The sequence below is a fragment of the Falsiroseomonas sp. E2-1-a20 genome, from assembly GCF_051433195.1.
Taxonomy (GTDB): Bacteria; Pseudomonadota; Alphaproteobacteria; order Acetobacterales; family Acetobacteraceae; genus Falsiroseomonas.
In genome coordinates this window covers 21,848-38,944 of record NZ_JBHMFT010000014.1, presented here as the reverse complement: position 1 = coordinate 38,944, position 17,097 = coordinate 21,848, and the positions used below count along the sequence as shown (strand labels likewise).

The following is a 17,097-nucleotide window of genomic DNA, read 5'->3' as shown; positions in this document are numbered from 1 at the left end:
CTCAGCCCCGCCTGGTCGGATCGAAGGTCTTCACCAGGCCGGACCAGCAGGCCTCGTAATCCTGCTGCCGCTGCGGCAGGCCGGCGGCATAGGCGGTGACGCGCTGCGGCAACCGGGTCTCCAGCATGAAGGCCATGGTATTGGTCAGCTTGTGTGGCGCCAGCTCCACGGTGCTGGCCTTCTGGAAGGCTTCCGCATCCGGCCCGTGCGGCAGCATGCAGTTGTGCAGGCTGAACCCGCCGGGCACGAAGCCCTGCGGCTTGGCGTCGTACTGCCCCAGGATCAGCCCCATGAACTCGCTCATCAGGTTCATGTGGTACCAGGGCGGCCGGAAGGTGTTCTCGGCCACCATCCAGCGCTCCGGGAACAGCACGAAGTCGATATTGGCCGTGCCCGGCGTCTCGGAAGGTGCCGTCAGCGTGGTGAAGATCGACGGGTCCGCATGGTCGAACAGCAGCGGCCCGACCGGGGAGAACCGGGAAAGGTCGTATTTGTACGGCGCGTAGTTGCCATGCCAGGCGACCACATCGAGCGGCGAATGCCCGATCTCCGCCTGCCAGAGCTGGCCGCCCCACTTCACCACGACAAGCTGCGGCCGCTCGACATCCTCATAGGCGGCGATGGGGGACAGGAAGTCGCGCTGGTTCGCCAGGCAGTTGGCGCCGATCGGGCCGCGTTCCGGCAGGGTGAAGGCGCCGCCGTAATTCTCGCAGACATAGGCGCGGGCCGGCTCCTCCTCGAACAGCTCGACCCGGAACTTCACCCCGCGCGGCATCACGGCGATCTCGCCGGGCGCCACGTCGACCACGCCGAACTCGGTCCGAAACCGCAGGCGGCCCTGCTGCGGCACCACCATCATCTCGGCGTCGGAATTCCAGAAGGTCTCGTCCACCATGCTGCGCGTCACCAGCGCGATGCTGGCCGCCATGCCGGTCTGAGCCGAGACGTCGCCGCAGGTGGTGATGGTGCGCATGCCGATCAGGAAGGTCTCGCCCGAATCGGGGATCGGCAGCGGGTCCCAGCGTAGCGGCTGGATCGGCAGGCCGCTTTCCTCCGCGCAGGGCGCGCTGCGCCATAGGCCGGGATCGCGCGGCGCGAAGCGGCCGATATGGGAGACGGTCGGGCGGATGCGATACAGCCAGGACCGCGCGTTGCTGGCCCGCGGCGCCGTGAAGGGGCTGCCGGACAGTTGCTCGGCATACAGGCCATAGGCGCAGCGCTGCGGCGAATTGCGGCCGACGGGCAGGGCACCCGGAAGCGCCTCCGTCTCGAAGCCGTTGCCGAAGCCGGACATGTAGCCGGCATTCGCCGCCGTCACGAAGCTCTGTTGCGGGGTGATGTCCATGGAACGCCTCCTCGATCCGCCCAGCATAGCGCATCCGTGCAGAAGGGGGATGCTGGACGCGCGCCGCCCATGGCGGCACCCTCCGCCCCGAACCTGCCGGGACACATCCAGATATGAGCCTACGCGGCCGCGCCTGCATCGTTGGAGCCTTCGAGCATCCGACCCGCAAGGCGGAAGACAAGTCGGTGGCCCAGCTTCATGCCGAGGTCGCCTACGGCGCATTGCAGGATGCCGGCCTGACGAAGGACGACGTCGACGGCTATTTCTGCGCCGGCGACGCGCCGGGCATGGGCCCCCTGGCCATGGCCGACTATCTGGGCCTGGACCGGCTGAGCCATGTCGACTCGACCGACATCGGCGGGTCCTCCTACCTGGCCCACGTCGCCCATGCCGCGGCGGCCATCGCGCTCGGCCGCTGCAACGTGGCGCTGATCACCCTGGCCGGACGCCCGCGCAGCGAGGGCATGGCAACCGGCACCGCCGCCCGCGCCCAGAATGCCAGCGTGCCGGACGACCCCTTCGAGATCCCGATGGGCCGCACCGTCGCCGGCAGCTACGCGCTGTGCGCCATGCGCCACATGCATGAATTCGGCACCACCAGCGAGGATCTCGCCTGGATCAAGGTCGCCGCCAGCCAGCACGCCCAGCACAACCCGCACGCCATGCTGAAGAAGCCCGTGACGGTCGAGGAGGTGGTGAACTCGCCGATGGTGGCGGACCCGCTGCACCGCCTCGATTGCTGCGTCATCAGCGATGGCGGCGGCGCCCTGGTGGTCGCGCGGCCCGAGATCGCCCGCAGCCTGAAGCGCCCGGTGGTCACCATCCGCGGCACGGGCGAGGCGGTGAAAGGCCAGTTCGGCGGCTATCCCGACCTGACCTTCTCCGGCGCCCGCTTCTCCGGCGCCCGCGCCTTCGGGGAAGCCGGCCTGAAGCCCGCCGACATGCGCTACGCCAGCATCTATGACAGCTTCACCATCACGGTCCTCATCCAGCTCGAAGATTTGGGGTTCTGCGCCAAGGGAGACGGAGGAAAGTTCGTGCGCGACGGCAACCTGATCTCGGGCGTCGGCCGCCTGCCCTTCAACACCGATGGCGGCGGCCTCTGCAACAACCACCCGGCCAATCGCGGCGGCATGACCAAGGTGATCGAGGCGGTGCGCCAGTTGCGCGGCGAGGCCCACCCGGCGGTGCAGGTCGCTGATTGCAGCCTGGCGCTCGCGCATGGGACCGGCGGCCTGCTGGGCCACCGCCACGGCAGCGCCACCCTCATCCTGGAACGGGAGTGACCCCGATGTCCGAGCGCATCATCGCCGCCCCCGTCATCGACTCCTCCACCAAGGCCGTGTGGGACGCTGCCGCCGAAGGCCGGCTGCTGGTCGGCCTGTGCCGCGACACCGGCCGGCATTTCTGGTACCCGCGCGGCGCCTCGCCCTTCACCCTGTCGCCCAACGTCGATCTGGTCCAGGCAACGGGTCGCGGCACGATCTACAGCTACACCGTGATGCGCGTGGCGCAGCCCTATGCCTGCGCCTATGTCGAGCTGGAGGAAGGCCCGCGCATCTTCACCAACATCGTCGACTGCGACTTCGCCGAACTCCGCATCGGCCTGAAGGTCCGCCTCGCCTTCAAGCCGAGCCAGGCGGCCGATGGCACGCCGGGCGCCCCGGTGCCGATGTTCGCACCGGCCTGACGGAGCCGGCACGGCTGGTCAGGCGGGCTGTCAGGAATGGGCGTCGCGGCATGACAGAAATGGCCTATGCGAAAGGATTCGTCGGGCGGGTCTGACAAATCGGCTTTGCTGTTAAGCGGGCGTTCATGGCTGGGCGTGCAGGCTTGGGACGATTGCTGGTGTCGGGGCGTCCTTCTGCGGCGGGTCCGGGGCATCGCCCTGGCGTCGCGGATGATCTCGGTCCCTGGCGGCCGACCTGTCGCGCCGGCGGTTCAACACTGCCGGCCCAACCCCGCATGGCTGACGCCTGATCTGGGAGCCTGGCCTGATCTGGACTCTCGCCTTGGCCGATTTCTTCATCGGCCTGTCCTGCGCGACCATCCCCGTTGCGCTGGCGGTCTTCGCCCGGCAGCGGCCGGACCTGGCCCATCGCCCGGTGGTCTGGCTGTTCGCCACCTTCATCCTGCTGTGCGGCATCGGCCATTGGTTGAACGTCCTGTCGCTGTGGGTGCCGGTGGACGGCATCCAGGCCTGGGTGACGGTCGCCGCCGCACTGGTTTCCGCCACGACCGCGGTGGCGCTGTGGTGGCTGCTGCCGCACCTGCTCGCCCTGCCATCGCCCGCACGGCTGCGCGCCGCGGACCAGGCCCTGGCCGAATCGCGGCGCCGCGCCAGCTTCGAACATTCCCCGGTGCCGCTGTTCACCCAGACCTTCGACGGCACGCTGACGGATGTCTCCAACTCCTGGCTGGCGCTGCTGGGCTATGCGCATGCGGAGGTGGTGGGGCGCCCGCTGGCCGACCTCCAGCCGCCCTGCGTCCCGCCCTGGACCCTGCCGCAGCGCGCCCTGCTTGAGGCGGGCGAGGCCTGCGAATCGGAACAGCAATTCCTGCACGCCGATGGCCGCGTCATCGACGCCCTGGTCACCGCCCGGCTGGAACATCGCGGCGCCGATGCGAACCTGTCCTGCGTGCTGGTCGACATCACGGCCCGCAAGCACGCCGAGGCGGCGCTGCGCACCAGCGAGGAGAAGCTGCGCCAGTCGCAGAAGATGGAGGCGATCGGGCGCCTCGCCGCCGGCGTCGCGCATGACTTCAACAACATCCTGCAGAGCGTGGTCGGCGCGCTGGAAATGGTGCTGGACGAACAGCCGGCCGGAAGCCGCGGCCATGAATATGCCGGCGTGGCGCTGGATGCGGCGGAGCGGGGCTCCTCGCTGACCCACCACATGCTGTCCTATGCGCGCAAGCAGATCCTGCGGCCGCGGCACATCGCGCTGGAGCCCTTCCTGGCCGACATGCAGAAGCTGCTGGTCCGCACCCTCGGCCCGCATATCACCGTGACGGTCAGGACTGCGAAGGCGCCCTGTACCCTGGCGGATCCGGGCCAGTTGCAGACGGCGCTGCTGAACCTGGCGATCAACGCCGCCCACGCCATGCCGCATGGCGGCACCCTGGCGATCGAGGCGCAGCGCCGATCCGCCGGCGGGCAGGGCTGGGCCTGTGTCACCGTTGCCGATACCGGTACCGGCATGGATGCCGCGACGCTGGCGCAGGCCGTCGATCCCTTCTTCACCACCAAGGGCCTGGACGGCACCGGCCTCGGCCTGTCCATGGTGCAGGGCTTCGCCGAGCAATCCGGCGGCCGCCTGCACCTGCACAGCCTGCTCGGCCAGGGCACGACAGCGGAGTTGTGGCTGCCGATCGTTGCCGCGGCGCCTCCACCCAGGCCGGCGGAGGCGCTGGCGCAGCGGATCCACGGCCGTGTCCTGCTGGTGGATGATTCGGCCGATGTGCTGCTGACCACCGGCAGCTTCCTGGAACGCGCGGGCTTCGAGGTGATGCGGGCCGAAAGCGGCGACCGCGCCCTGGCCCTGCTGAACCAAGGCGCTGCCTTCGACGTGCTGATCACCGACTACGCCATGGCCGGCCTGAACGGCGCCGACCTGATCGCGGAGGCGCGCCTGCTGCTGCCCGGCATGCGGGCGTTGCTCATCACCGGCTTCGCCGACCTGCGCTACACCGACCACCTTCCGGCCGGCACGCTTGTCCTGCACAAGCCGTTCCAGCGCCAGGACCTGACGGACGCGCTGCAACGCATCCTGCAGTCCGACCAGAAGCCCGTGACCTGAGGCCGGCCCCCTCGAAGGGGCGGCACATCCTCAGTTGCAGATTTCGCGGGTCACCATGCGATAGCGGGTACGGCCGAAGCGGTCGCGATAGGCAACGCGGCGCTGGACCAGGCGGCAGCGCCGACGGCGGCGACCGCGACCACGGCCGGGCGGCGGACCCCACTGCGCCGGCACCAGCAGGTCATCCTCCGCCGGGTCATCCGCACTCTGCGCCGAGGCCTGGGGCAGGCGAGCAACGGCGGCGCCGACGCCACTGGCGGATGCGGCCGCCGGCACCAGTGCCGCGCCGATGGAGGCCGCGAAACCGGCGAACAGAAAACCACGACGATCCATCTGGCTGTCCTCCTGAACAGGGCGACAGATGAACCGGAAAAGGTGTCCAAAACCCGGCGAATTCGCGCCCGCCGGGAAACGTGAAGCCGTGTGTTGTGTCAGTTGAAGAGCGAGCTTACCGAGGATTCCTCGCTGATCCGCTTCATCGCCTCCGCCAGCAACTGCGCGATCGTCAGTTGCTTGATGTTGTGGGAAACGCGCACGGCTTCCGTCGCCAGGATGCTGTCGGTCACCACCATGTGCTCGATCTTGGCGGCACCGACACGGGCCACCGCGCCGCCGGAGAACACGCCATGGGTGACATAGACGCTGGCGGATTTCGCGCCGTTCTTCAGCAGCGCCTCGGCCGCATTCACCAGCGTGCCGCCGGAGTCGACGATGTCGTCCACCAGGATGCAGTCGCGCCCTTCGACCTCGCCGATCACGTTCATCACCTCGGACACGCCGGCGCGCGGCCGTCGCTTGTCGATGATGGCGAGGTCGGTGTTCAGCCGCGCCGCGATCGCCCGCGCGCGCACCACGCCGCCGACATCCGGCGACACCACCATCAGGTCGCGGCCTGCGAAGCGCTGCTGGATGTCGCGGGCGAAGAGCGGCGCGGCGAACAGGTTGTCCACCGGCACGTCGAAGAAGCCCTGGATCTGCCCGGCGTGGAGATCCATCGTCAACACGCGGTGCGCGCCGGCCTCGACGATCAGGTTGGCGACCAGCTTGGCCGAGATCGGCGTGCGGCTGCCGGATTTCCGGTCCTGCCGCGCATAGCCGAAATACGGGATCACCGCCGTGATGCGTCGTGCGCTGGCGCGCCGCAGCGCGTCCAGCATGATCAGCAGCTCCATCAGGTTGTCATTGGCCGGGTAGCTCGTGGACTGCACCACGAAGACATCCTGGCCGCGGACGTTCTCATGGATCTCGCAGAAGATCTCCATGTCGGCGAAGCGGCGCACGGAGGCCTGGGTCAACGCGATGCCGAGCGCCGCGGCCACCGCCTCGGCCAGCGGGCGGTTGCTGTTGCAGGCGATGATCTTCATGGGCAGCGGAACCCCGGGGGGAGGAGCAGGAAGCCGGCGGGCGCCGCCGCGGAGGAAACCCGCGCCGACGGGCGGCTTGGTAGCAACGTGACGGTATGGTGTCCATCACGCGCCGATGATGGGCAGCCATGTCAGGCCGGCGGCCGTGCCGCCTCGGCCGGCGCAGGAAATCCGCCCGCATTGAATACGACATCGCGAACGCCTCCGGAGGCCTCCTGCGCCACCACATAGGCGACATCGCCCCAGAGGCCCCGCAGCGTCCCGGTCGGCACCTCGTTCAATTGCAGCACGCGGCCCAGATCCTCCCCGTCGCGGCGGGAGACGATCCAGACGATCTCGACGCGTTGTTGCCCCGGCCGGGATGGCACCACCGAAACCTCGCCCTGCACCGCGAACTGCGCGCCCTGGGCTTCCTCCTGCACCTGGAAGCCCAGGGTGGCGAGCCTTTCGCGCATGCGCGCCGTCAGGCTGCGGTTGCCATCGCCGGGCGCACCGCGCACCGGCAGCAGGCGCAGCACCGGCGGGCCGGCGCCCACCGCGCGTTCGTCCCCGGTGCGGCGCTGCGCGTCGATCCGGCCCACCAGCGTCGCCAGCCGCGGCACGGTTTCCGCCGCCAGGCGCGCATGCAGCGGGGCGCCGCCCTCCACCCATTCCCGCGCCGGTACCGGCTGGCCGATCAGCATGCCGAGCGCCTGCCCATCGGCATCGCGCAGCGCATAGCGCGGCACCACCTGGTCCGCCTGGCGTTCCGCCGCCGCCACCAACTGCCAGTCGAGCGGCAGGCCAGGCCCGGCGACGGCCGGCACCTCGCTGGCCACCAGCGCCTGGGCGAAGGCGCGCGACAGGCTGGCGCTGTCCTCATCCGTCAACAGCAGCATGGAGGAGGAAGGGACCGCGATGCGGTAGCCCGGCGGCTGGCGCAACCGCCGCGCAAGCTCGCCGGGCCGCCCCCGGAAAGGCTGCGGCAGGGCGGTACAGCCGGCCAGAGCCAGGGGCGCCAGGGCGCCCAGCCGCAGCAGAAGGCGGCGGGACGGGTCAGATAAGGACACAGGAAGCCAGCAGGGTGAACACCATCAGGACCATGAACATGACGACGTAGGGCATTGGCTCATCCGGGGATAGCGATGGCGGAAAGCTGGTGCCCGATCGGCCCGGCGGCACCCCCCCTGGCCGCCAGCGTCCGCCGCCGGTGGCTGAAGAATCGCTGGTCCTCCACCAGCGTGTCCTGCCACAGGGCCGCGGCCCGGCCGGCGCCGGCCGCCTCCAGCCGGGCCAGGCAGTAGCCGGCCAGGTCGAACTGCCAGCGATCCTCCCGCTGGCCCGCCGCGAAGAAGCGCGCATCGGCGTCGCGCTGCGCCAGCACCGCGTCCCGCAAATCCGGCCCGACCTCGTAGCTGGCCTGCCCGATGCAGGGGCCGACGACGGCGGAGATGTCCGCCCGCCGCGCGCCGAGCCGTTCCATCGCGTCCAGCGTCGCCTCCAGCACGCCCGCGACCGCACCGCGCCAGCCGGCATGGGCGGCACCGACCACGCCGGCCCGTGCATCCGCGAACAACACCGGCGCGCAATCCGCCGTCAGCACGCCGATTGCCTGGCCCGGCCGGTCCGTCACCAGCGCATCCGCGGCCGGGCGCGCCGCCTCGGGCCAGGGCGTGCGGGCATCCGCCACCGCCACGCCATGCACCTGCACCAGCCCCAGCAGCGCATCCGGCGCGACGCCCAGCGCCCCGGCGCAGGCAGCGCGGTTGCGGCGCACCGCATCCGGGGCGTCCTGGCCCGTCAGCGAACAGTTCAGCGCGGCATAGGGGCCGGTGGAGACGCCACCCTCGCGGGTGAAGAAGCCATGCGGCACGGCCAGGCCCGCCGTCAGAAAACCGGGGGTCATGCGGGTTCGAATCCAGGCAGGGTGGGCAGGGCAGGGTCGCAGACGGCCAGCGCCTTGAACAGCCGGCCCATGCCCTCCGCCGCCACCAGGCGCTCGACGCCGGACAGGATCTCGCCGGCGAGCCGGGGGCGCGCCTGGGCGAGGGCGGCGGCGCGGCTCATCAGGCCCAGGCGTTGCAGGAACAGCCCCTGCGGCAGCGGTCCGCCCACCGCCGCGCCCTGGTTCACCGCCACACGCGCCAGGGCTGCGAAATCGACATGCGCGGTCAGGTCCGCGCTGCCCAGATCGGCCAGCGGATCGAGCCCCGTCGCCTGCCCGCGCACCGCCTGCAGGCTTTCGCCGAAGGCCGAGGCGGCGGGGCCGTAGTCCAGCATCAGCGCCGCGCCACCCTGCGCCGCGATCCGCCGCGCCAGGGAAGCGGCCCAGCCCTGGGCGGCTTCCCCCACCTCCTGCACCGCGCCTTCGGGTGCGGTGGGCGGCAACGGGGGAGGGGAGTCCGCCGCCCGTTCGACAAAGGCACCGTCCGCGACATGCCGCTCGAGCCAAACTTCGCCGCGCCGGATGAACTGCCGGATCGGCAGGGCATCCAGGAATTCGTTGGCGAGCAGCAGCATGGGTCCAGCCGGCACGGTGGAGAGGTCGTCGTGCCACCCGGCCACCGAATCGCCGAGCATCCGCTGTTGCGCGGCCCGCAGGCTTGGCGATGTTTCCACCAGATGCACCCGCGCCGCCTGCCGGAAGGGTGCCGCCACCTCGCCCACCGCGCGCAGCGCATCCGCCATCAGGGTGCCGCGCCCCGGGCCGCATTCCACCAGCAGCACGGGGTCCGGCCGGCCCATCTGGTCCCAGACGATGGCGGCCCACAGGCCGAGCACCTCGCCGAAGGCCTGGGAGATTTCCGGCGCCGTGGTGAAATCCCCGGCCCGGCCGAAGGGCGTCGCCGCCCGCGCGTAGTAGGCCGCGACGGCGCGGCCCATGAAATGGTCCAGACGTTCCGTCATGGGGCCATCATCGTGCCATCACGCCGCGCGGCGCGCCCGGACCATCAGCCAACCACCCACCAGGATCATCGGCACCGACAGCAACTGCCCCATGGTGGCACCGGCGAACAGGAAGCCGAGATGCGCGTCCGGCTGCCGGAAGAACTCGCCCACCAGCCGCGCCAGGCCGTAGCCGGCCAGGAAGGCGCCGGTGACGAATCCCTCCCGCGCCCGCAGCCCCGGGATGCGCACCAGGATGTTGAGCAGGACGAACAGCAGCACGCCCTCCATCGCCGCCTGGTACAACTGGCTCGGATGCCGCGGGTCCGGGCCGCCGGTCGGGAACACCATGGCCCAGGGCACGTCGGTGACCCGCCCCCACAACTCGCCATTCACGAAGTTGGCGATGCGCCCCAGCCCGAGCCCGATCGGCACCACCGGCGCGACGCGGTCGCCGAAGCGCAGCGCCGCAAGGCTCTGGCGCCGGCAGAACCACAGCGCCGCCACCACCACGCCAAGCATGCCGCCATGGAAGGACATGCCGCCCTGCCAGACATACAGCGCCTCCCACGGCGCCGTGACGTAGTAGTCCGGCCGGTAGAACAGCACGTAGCCCAGCCGCCCGCCCAGGATGATGCCGAGCGTCGCCCAGGTGACGAAGTCATCGACCTGCTCCCGGCTGGCCGCCACCGGCGCCAGCGCGACCAGCCGTCGCGCCAGCATCCAGCCGAGCACGATGCCGCCGATATAGGCCAGCGCGTACCAGCGCAGCGCGAAGGGGCCGATCTCGATCAGCACCGGGTCGATGACGGGGAAGGCGATCACGAACATCTTGCCGGGTCACCGATGCGGGTCAGGGTTCAACAGGAAGTCCCGCACGTAGCGGCCGACGCCATCTTCCAGCGTCGTCGCGGGCCGCGCATAGCCCGCGTCCCGCAACTTCCGCATCGGCGCCTCGGTGAAGTACTGGTACTTGCCCCGCAGGTCCGGCGGCATGTCGATGAATGCGATGCGGTCGTTCTGGCCGAGCCCGGCGAACATCGCCCGCACCAGGTCCAGGAAGCTGCGCGCCTGGCCGGAGCCGATGTTGAACAGCCCGCTGACGCCGGGGTTGTCCAGCAGCCACAGCATGGCGGCCACGCAGTCGTCGACATGTACGAAGTCGCGCATCTGCGCGCCATCGGCCACGCCAGGGCGGTCGGAGCGGAACAGCCGGGCCGGTTCGCCCCGCGCCGCCTCGTGGAATTTGTGGAACACCACGCTGGCCATGCGGCCCTTGTGGGACTCGTTCGGGCCATAGACGTTGAAGAAGCGCAGCCCGGCCCATTGCGGCGGCGCCGGATGGCCCCGCGCCAGCATGTCCGCCACCCGCCGGTCAAAGGCCAGCTTGGACCAGCCATACAGGTTCAGCGGCCGCAGCGCGGCCAGCGCCGCCGGGTCCGCGTCATCCGCGAAGCCGAGCGCGCCATCGCCATAGGTCGCGGCCGAGGAGGCGTAGAGGAAGGGCACGCCGCGGCGCGCGCATTCCCCCCACAGCTCCAGCGGCAGGGACAGGTTGGTGGCGGCCACCAGGTCGGCATCCGTGGCGGTGGTGGCGCTGATCGCGCCCATGTGCAGCACCGCCTCGACCCGCGGGTTGCCGGCCCAGAAATCCGGCAAGCCCTCCGGCGGCAGGATGCCGGCGATGCCGTGCTTCGCCAGGTTCCGCCATTTCGGCCCGTCCCGCAGCCGGTCCACCACCAGGACCTCGGCCCCGCGGTCACAGAGTGCGGCAACCAGGTTCGACCCGATGAAACCGGCGCCCCCAGTTACGACATACATCGTCGGTTGATCCCCAAGCGGTGCCCATCCAGCCGCGGGCGGGGTATAGGCCGCGGCCCCGCAGCCGGACAAGGCGCGGGCCGGCGTGCGGCCAGGGTTAGAGTTTATGTGGCAGGAGGTCTTGATGAGCAGCGAAACCGGCACCGGCGGCAGCAACCCGGGCGGCACCAGCGGGGCCGGCACCAGCGGGTCGGGTATGGGCGGGTCGGGCATGGGCGGCGGTCCCGGCGGCCGCAAGTCGATCTTCGACGACCTGGCCGGCATGGCCGGCGGCGCCTTCTCCGTCCTGGCCGGCGCCCGCGCCGAGGCCGAGGCGATGGGCCGTGCCCAGGTGGAGGCCATGGTCCAGCGCCTGGACCTGGTGCGGCGCGAGGACCTGGATGCCGCGCTCGAGGTCGCCCGCCGTGCCCGCGAACAGGCGGAGGCGCTGGAGATCCGCGTCGCCGCGCTGGAAGCGAAGCTGGCCGAGCCGAAGCCGGCACCCGAGGCCGATCCGGGCCTTTCCGCCGACGCCGGCTGAAGACGCTGTTGCCGGGTCACTCGCCAAGCCGTTGACCTGCGTTACAGAAGCGATGCTTGCGGCCGCGTTTTGCACCTGCGTAGTCTAGCCCTTGTGGCGATTCGGCCGGCCCCTCCCCAACCCAGGGGGGTTGGAGCCCCCGAACGGGCGAAGGAGGTGCCGCGATGTCCGCATATGTCGGATACGAGGAACGCGACCGGTCCGCGAACCCCCTCGACGTGCTGGAACAGATCGTGACGGCCAACGAATGGGCCTTCGACCGCCGCTCGGACAGCGAGATGGCGGCCGAGGCGCCTGGCAAGTGGTGCGACTACGGCCTGTACTTCTCCTGGTCGCACGAAATCAGCGCCATGCACTTCTCCTGCACCTTCGACCTGAAGGTGCCGCCCGGGAAGCGGGACCGGCTTTTCGAACTGCTGGCCCTGGCCAACGAGAAGCTGTGGATCGGCCATTTCGGCCTGGACAGCGACGATGGCGTGCCGGTGTTCCGCCATGCCGTGCTGCTGCGCGGGGCGCCTGGCGCCTCGGCCGAAAGCCTCGAGGACATGGTGGATATCGCCATCACCGAATGCGAGCGCTTCTTCCCCGCCTTCCAGTTCGTGCTGTGGGGCGGCAAGCCGCCGGCCGAGGCGTTGCAGGCGGCGATGCTGGACTGCGTCGGCGAAGCCTGAGCCACGCTTGCCAAGCCGCGCCATGGCGGCAAGTCTCGCCGGCATGACCGACACGCTTCCCCCCCTGCTTCTCATCGGCTGCGGCAAGATGGGCGGCGCCATGCTGGCCGGCTGGCGCGAACGCGGCCTCGGCGAGACCCTCGTGGTGGACCCCTTCGCCGCCGCGCCGATCCCGGGCGCCACCCTGCTGCGCGACCCGGCCGAAATCCCCGCCGGCTTCGCGCCCGCCGCCATTATCCTCGCCACCAAGCCGCAGGAGGCGCCGGCCAGCCTGCCCGCCACTGCGCGCTTCGCCGGCAGTGGCGTGTTCGTCTCCATCATGGCCGGCAAGACGGTGGCCTTCATGCAGGGCCTGCTCGGCGCCGGCAGCGCGGTGGTCCGCGCCATGCCCAATACGCCGGCCGCCGTACGGCAAGGCTTCACCGTCGCCTTCGCCGGCCCCGGCGTCTCCGCCGCGCAGCGCGACCTGGCCGATACGCTGCTGGCCGCGACCGGGGAGGTCGCCTGGGTCGAGGAGGAAGGGCTGCTGGACCCGGTCACCGCCGTCTCCGGCGGTGGCCCCGCCTATGTCTTCCTGCTGGCCGAACTGCTGGAGGCTGCGGCGGTGGAACAGGGCATCCCGCCCGAGCTCGCCCGCCGCATGGCACGCGCCACCGTCGCCGGCTCCGGCGCCCTGCTGGCCGCCAGCGCCGAGGACTCGGCGCAGCTTCGGAAGAACGTCACCAGCCCCAAGGGTACCACCGAACGCGCGCTGGCCGTGCTGATGGACCAGGCCGCCTGGCCCGACCACGTCTCCCGCGCCATCGCCGCCGCCACGGCGCGCTCCCGCGAGTTGGCGGGATGAGCGCCCCATTGGCGACGGGCGGGTCCGACCCCAAGCTAATGGTCATGGACAATACCGATTCCCCGCTGCTCGACGCGCTGTTCAACGTGATCGCGCAGCATGGCTGGCGCGGCGTCACCGTCGGCCGGCTTTCCGCCGCCGCCGGCATCCCGGCCGGGGAGCTGGTGCGCCGCTTCCCCTCCCGCCTCGACCTGTTGCGCCTGCACGCCGACAGCGTCGCCGACCAGGTGGCTGCCGGCACGGTGCCCGGCCAGGGCGGCACGCCGCGGGACCGGGTGTTCGACGTGCTGATGCGCGGCATCGACGCGCTGCTGCCGCACCGCGCCGGCATGCTGCGGCTCGCCTCCGACATGTGGCGCGACCCGGTCCTCGCCGGGGCCCTGGCGCCCATCCTCCAGCGCAGCATGGAGCGCATGCTGGATGCGGCGGAACTCGAATCCTCCGGCTTGCAGGGCAAGCTGCGGGCGGCCGGCCTCGTGGGTGTCTGGATCATGACGGTGCGGGCCTGGGAGAAGGACGAGACGGCGGATCTGGGTTCCACCATGGCGGCCCTGGACCGGGCGCTCGACCGGGCGGAGCAGACGGCGCGCAGCCTGCGGCTCGACCCCGGCGACCGGGCGGTGCCTGTCTCGGAGGACTGACGGCACCCATCACGAAAAAATGGTGCGGTGCAGCATGAAACCACTTCTGTGGACATCACCACTTCGCTATAGGGTCGCGACGCCAACCCCAAGCAGCCTCCAAAGGAACACCCGAAGATGTCCGACCGTTTTGGCATGAAGCCCGACGAAATGATGCGCATGCTGTCCGAGTTCCGCATGCCCGCGATGCCGGACATGAGCGGCCTGGCCGATGCGCAGCGCCGCAACCTCGAAGCCCTGTCCAACGCCAACCGCGTGGCGCTGGAAGGCGCGCAGGCCGTCGGCCGCCGGCACATGGAGATCCTGCAGGCCTCGATGACGGAGATGAGCGACGCCATCCGCATGATGTCCGGCACGGAAAGCCCGCAGGCCCGTGCCGCCAAGCAGGCCGAGCTGCTGAAGTCCGCCTATGAGCGCGCCGTCGCCAACATGAAGGAGGTCGCCGACCTCATCCAGAACTCCAACTCCGAGGCCCTGTCGGTGCTGAACAAGCGCTTCACGGAAGCCATGGACGAGGTGAAGACCCTGGTCGCCAAGCAGCAGGGCTGAACCGGCCGGCGCGTCCCTAAACCGGTAGCCGGACCCGGGCCCGCAACCCCCCGAGCGGGCTCTCCTCCAGCACGATGTCGCCGCCATGCGCCCGGGCAATGTCCCGGGCGATGGCAAGCCCCAGGCCGGTGCCGCCGGCCGTCAGCGTGGCGAAGGGCCGGAAGGCCTCCTCCCGCTGCGCGGAGGGGATTCCCGGCCCGTCATCATCCACCGTCACCTGCGCCCAGGCCCCCGCGGTCTCGCCGCGCGGAATCTCGACGACGGCCACGGCGATCCGCCGCGCATGCTTGCGGGCATTGTCCAGCAGGTTCGCCAGGCAGCGCCGCAGCGCGTCCGGCCGCAGCGGCAGCATCAGCGCCTCCGGCGCCTCCACCGCCACTTCCGCGCCATCCCTCCGCGCCCGCTGCGCCACGTCCCGCACGATGCCGCTGAGGTCGGTCGGCTGGGTCTGCTCCTGCGCCTCGCCGCGGGCGAAGGCGAGGTAGGAGGCGACCATGCGCTCCATCTCCTCGACATCCTCGACCAGCGCCGCGATGTCCTCCTCCGCCTCCGGTGCCCGCGGCAGCATGGCGAGCGCGAGGCGCATCCGGGTCAGCGGCGTGCGCAAATCGTGGCTGATACCCGCCAGCATGTCCGTGCGCTGGCCGACGAAGCGGCGGATGCGGTCCTGCATCCGGTTGAAGGCGCTGGCCGCCTGGCGCACCTCGGCGGCGCCTTCCGGCTTCATCAGCCCGATGTCGCGGCCCAGGCCGAAGGCCTCCGCCGCGCCCGCCAGGCGGCGGATGGCGCGCACCTGGTTCTTCATGAACAGCGCCGCCACGCCGAACAGCAGCAGGGACGACCCCACCAGCCAGATGAAGAACAGATACAGCGTGCCGGTGAACAGCCGCTTGCGCGGTGCCTCCACATGCAGGACGCCATCCGGCAGCTGCACGCGGATGATCACGCTGCGGCGGTCGGATTGCCAATCCGCGTCGAACGGCCGCCGCACCCGTTCCCCCATCGCATGCGCCAGGTCACCCTCCAGCGGCAGCAGGGGCAGGGAGGCGGCGCGGTCCGGCGTCTCGCCCAGGTTGGCGCCCGCCTCGAAGGCCAGCGCCAGGTCCAGCCGCCAGGCGCTTTCGCGGAACAGCCAGGCGCGGTCCGCCGGGTCCGGCATGCGCTGCATCACCTCGATCACCATGCCGATCTCGCCGGCGACGCCGCCGGCGAGGCGGCGCGAGATCACGTCCAGATGGCCGCCATAGAACAATTGCAGCGCGATCCCCTGCAGGATCAGCAGCGGCAGCAGGATGATCAGCAGCGACCGCCCGAGCAGGCCGCGTGGGACCAGTGCCCGAAAGTGGTGCGCGAAATGCCCGATCATGGGCGGTAGGCCCTGGGCTGGATCATGGCCCGGGCCTCAGCACGTAGCCGCGGTGGCGCACCGTCTGCACGAAGCGCGGCTCCCGCGGGTCCGGCTCCACCTTGCGGCGCAGCCGTGTGACCTGCACGTCGATGGCGCGTTCCCCGGCCTCCGGCGTGCCAAGGGCGACGCCGATATCCTCGCGGCTCAGCACCTCGTTCGGCCGCTGCGCCAGGGCCATCAGCAGGGCCTGCTCGCCGCCGGTCAGTCGCACCACCCCCTCCGGCCCGCGCAGCTCGGCCCGCTGCGGGTCGAACCAGCGGATGCCGAGCTGCACCGGGCCGGTGGCGGGCTCCAGCACCGGCGGCGGCGCGGCGCGGCGCAGGATGGTGCGGATGCGGAGCGCCAATTCGCGCGGGTCGAAGGGCTTCGCGAGGTAATCGTCCACGCCGTGCTCGAATCCGGTGACGCGGTCATCCGGCGCGCCACGCGCGGTCAGCATCAGGATCGGCACGTCCAGACCCTCCCGCCGCAGGCTCTCGGTCAGCTCCAGGCCGCTCTCGCCCGGCATCATCACGTCCAGCACCATCAGGTCGAAGCTGACGGAGGCCAGCGCGTGCCGGGCCGCGGCGGCATCGGCGGCGGCGGTGATCCGGAAACCCTGCTCGGCCAGGAAGCGCTGCAGCAGCGCGCGCAGCCGGGCATCGTCATCGACCACCAGCAGATGCGGCGCATCGGCGCTCAGCGTCATCGGGGCGGCTCCGGCGAGCCCGCCTCCAGCCGATCCAGCGCCGCCCGCGCCTCCGGCCCCATCAGCCCGCGCATCACGCGCCGGAATCCCTCGACGGCCTGCGGGCCGGCCTCCCGGTAGGCGCGCATCACGGTGTCGCGCTGCCGTTCGAACAGGCTGCGCTCCAGCGCGGCACCCTTCTCCGTCAGGGTCAGCAGGCGCTGGCGACGGTCGCTGCGGCCGGGGCTCTGCGTAACGAAGCCGTCCTCGACCAGCGGGGTCAGCACGCGGCCGAGGGATTGCTTGGTGATGCCGAGGATCCCGAGCAGGTCGCCCACCGTGATGCCCGGCCGGCGGCCGACGAAATGCAGCACGCGGTGATGCGCGCGGCCCATGTCCAGCCCGGCCAGGATGGCATCGGCGCCGGCGGTGAAGTCGCGGTAGCCGAAGAACAGCAGGTCCTGCGCGAGCCGCAGTTCCTCCTCCCGCAGGAACAGCAGGTTGCGGCCGGCGGCCGGGCTGCCGCGATCCTCCGCCTGCGGGCGCGTCGCCAGGTCAGGCTTCAGGGGCATGCCGGCTCCGTCCTTCGATGGGTCGAGGCA

At 71.1% G+C, this 17,097-nt stretch carries 19 protein-coding genes; 8 read left to right on the top strand and 11 right to left on the bottom strand.

Going from position 1 to position 17,097, the window contains the following annotated elements:
* Window position 1 precedes the first annotated feature (1 nt).
* Window positions 2-1,345, bottom strand: a complete 1,344-nt coding sequence (gene hmgA, locus ACFHPP_RS17505) for a homogentisate 1,2-dioxygenase (RefSeq protein ID WP_437164528.1) — start codon at window positions 1,343-1,345, stop codon at window positions 2-4.
* Between the two features lie 113 nt (window positions 1,346-1,458).
* On the opposite strand from hmgA, the gene ACFHPP_RS17500 reads away from it, so the two are divergent.
* From ACFHPP_RS17500 to ACFHPP_RS17490, 3 genes are all read left to right on the top strand, one after another.
* Complete coding sequence (locus ACFHPP_RS17500) at window positions 1,459-2,631, top strand: thiolase domain-containing protein (RefSeq protein ID WP_437164527.1); 1,173 nt, start codon at window positions 1,459-1,461, stop codon at window positions 2,629-2,631.
* 5 nt (window positions 2,632-2,636) lie between these two features.
* Window positions 2,637-3,035 (top strand): Zn-ribbon domain-containing OB-fold protein, encoded by a 399-nt coding sequence (locus ACFHPP_RS17495; protein ID WP_437164526.1) that lies wholly within the window; start codon window positions 2,637-2,639, stop codon window positions 3,033-3,035.
* A gap of 286 nt (window positions 3,036-3,321) precedes the next feature.
* Window positions 3,322-5,145, top strand: coding sequence for an ATP-binding protein (locus tag ACFHPP_RS17490; protein ID WP_437164638.1), 1,824 nt, complete (start codon window positions 3,322-3,324; stop codon window positions 5,143-5,145).
* A gap of 30 nt (window positions 5,146-5,175) precedes the next feature.
* Here ACFHPP_RS17490 and ACFHPP_RS17485 read toward each other — a convergent pair whose 3' ends face one another.
* The 7 genes from ACFHPP_RS17485 to rfaD form a co-directional block, all read right to left on the bottom strand.
* The gene (locus ACFHPP_RS17485; protein WP_437164525.1) at window positions 5,176-5,478 is read right to left on the bottom strand and encodes a hypothetical protein; all 303 of its coding nucleotides are present in this window, start codon (window positions 5,476-5,478) and stop codon (window positions 5,176-5,178) included.
* A gap of 98 nt (window positions 5,479-5,576) precedes the next feature.
* A complete protein-coding gene (locus tag ACFHPP_RS17480; protein WP_430669144.1) occupies window positions 5,577-6,509 on the bottom strand; it encodes a ribose-phosphate pyrophosphokinase in 933 nt (310 codons plus the stop codon).
* Between the two features lie 131 nt (window positions 6,510-6,640).
* Complete coding sequence (locus ACFHPP_RS17475; RefSeq protein WP_437164524.1) at window positions 6,641-7,558, bottom strand: hypothetical protein; 918 nt, start codon at window positions 7,556-7,558, stop codon at window positions 6,641-6,643.
* Between the two features lie 59 nt (window positions 7,559-7,617).
* Window positions 7,618-8,394 (bottom strand): peptidoglycan editing factor PgeF, encoded by a 777-nt coding sequence (gene pgeF, locus ACFHPP_RS17470; RefSeq protein ID WP_437164523.1) that lies wholly within the window; start codon window positions 8,392-8,394, stop codon window positions 7,618-7,620.
* The gene (locus ACFHPP_RS17465; protein ID WP_437164522.1) at window positions 8,391-9,395 is read right to left on the bottom strand and encodes a class I SAM-dependent methyltransferase; all 1,005 of its coding nucleotides are present in this window, start codon (window positions 9,393-9,395) and stop codon (window positions 8,391-8,393) included. Before ACFHPP_RS17465 ends, pgeF begins: the two co-directional genes overlap by 4 nt.
* 18 nt (window positions 9,396-9,413) lie before the next feature.
* Entirely contained in the window at window positions 9,414-10,205 is a 792-nt protein-coding gene (lgt, locus tag ACFHPP_RS17460) for a prolipoprotein diacylglyceryl transferase (protein WP_437164521.1), read from the bottom strand.
* Window positions 10,206-10,214: 9 nt separating this feature from the next.
* Window positions 10,215-11,195 carry an ADP-glyceromanno-heptose 6-epimerase gene (rfaD, locus tag ACFHPP_RS17455; RefSeq protein ID WP_437164520.1) on the bottom strand — a complete coding sequence of 327 codons (981 nt, stop codon included), beginning with the start codon at window positions 11,193-11,195 and terminating at the stop codon, window positions 10,215-10,217.
* 124 nt (window positions 11,196-11,319) lie between these two features.
* On the opposite strand from rfaD, the gene ACFHPP_RS17450 reads away from it, so the two are divergent.
* From ACFHPP_RS17450 to ACFHPP_RS17430, 5 genes are all read left to right on the top strand, one after another.
* Window positions 11,320-11,715, top strand: coding sequence for an accessory factor UbiK family protein (locus ACFHPP_RS17450; RefSeq protein ID WP_437164519.1), 396 nt, complete (start codon window positions 11,320-11,322; stop codon window positions 11,713-11,715).
* A gap of 164 nt (window positions 11,716-11,879) precedes the next feature.
* Window positions 11,880-12,386 carry a YbjN domain-containing protein gene (locus ACFHPP_RS17445; protein WP_430669137.1) on the top strand — a complete coding sequence of 169 codons (507 nt, stop codon included), beginning with the start codon at window positions 11,880-11,882 and terminating at the stop codon, window positions 12,384-12,386.
* A gap of 43 nt (window positions 12,387-12,429) precedes the next feature.
* Entirely contained in the window at window positions 12,430-13,230 is an 801-nt protein-coding gene (proC, locus tag ACFHPP_RS17440; protein ID WP_437164518.1) for a pyrroline-5-carboxylate reductase, read from the top strand.
* Window positions 13,231-13,274: 44 nt separating this feature from the next.
* Window positions 13,275-13,871, top strand: a complete 597-nt coding sequence (locus tag ACFHPP_RS17435; protein ID WP_437164517.1) for a TetR family transcriptional regulator — start codon at window positions 13,275-13,277, stop codon at window positions 13,869-13,871.
* Window positions 13,872-13,988: 117 nt separating this feature from the next.
* Window positions 13,989-14,420, top strand: coding sequence for a phasin family protein (locus tag ACFHPP_RS17430; protein WP_430669134.1), 432 nt, complete (start codon window positions 13,989-13,991; stop codon window positions 14,418-14,420).
* Window positions 14,421-14,436: 16 nt separating this feature from the next.
* On the opposite strand, the gene ACFHPP_RS17425 is transcribed toward ACFHPP_RS17430, so the two are convergent.
* The 3 genes from ACFHPP_RS17425 to ACFHPP_RS17415 are packed head-to-tail and all read right to left on the bottom strand — an operon-like array spanning window position 14,437 to window position 17,067.
* Window positions 14,437-15,786, bottom strand: coding sequence for an ATP-binding protein (locus ACFHPP_RS17425; protein ID WP_437164516.1), 1,350 nt, complete (start codon window positions 15,784-15,786; stop codon window positions 14,437-14,439).
* Between the two features lie 22 nt (window positions 15,787-15,808).
* The gene (locus tag ACFHPP_RS17420) at window positions 15,809-16,516 is read right to left on the bottom strand and encodes a response regulator (protein WP_437164515.1); all 708 of its coding nucleotides are present in this window, start codon (window positions 16,514-16,516) and stop codon (window positions 15,809-15,811) included.
* The gene (locus tag ACFHPP_RS17415) at window positions 16,513-17,067 is read right to left on the bottom strand and encodes a MarR family winged helix-turn-helix transcriptional regulator (RefSeq protein ID WP_437164514.1); all 555 of its coding nucleotides are present in this window, start codon (window positions 17,065-17,067) and stop codon (window positions 16,513-16,515) included. The genes ACFHPP_RS17420 and ACFHPP_RS17415 overlap by 4 nt, the downstream gene beginning before the upstream one ends.
* Window positions 17,068-17,097 lie beyond the last annotated feature (30 nt).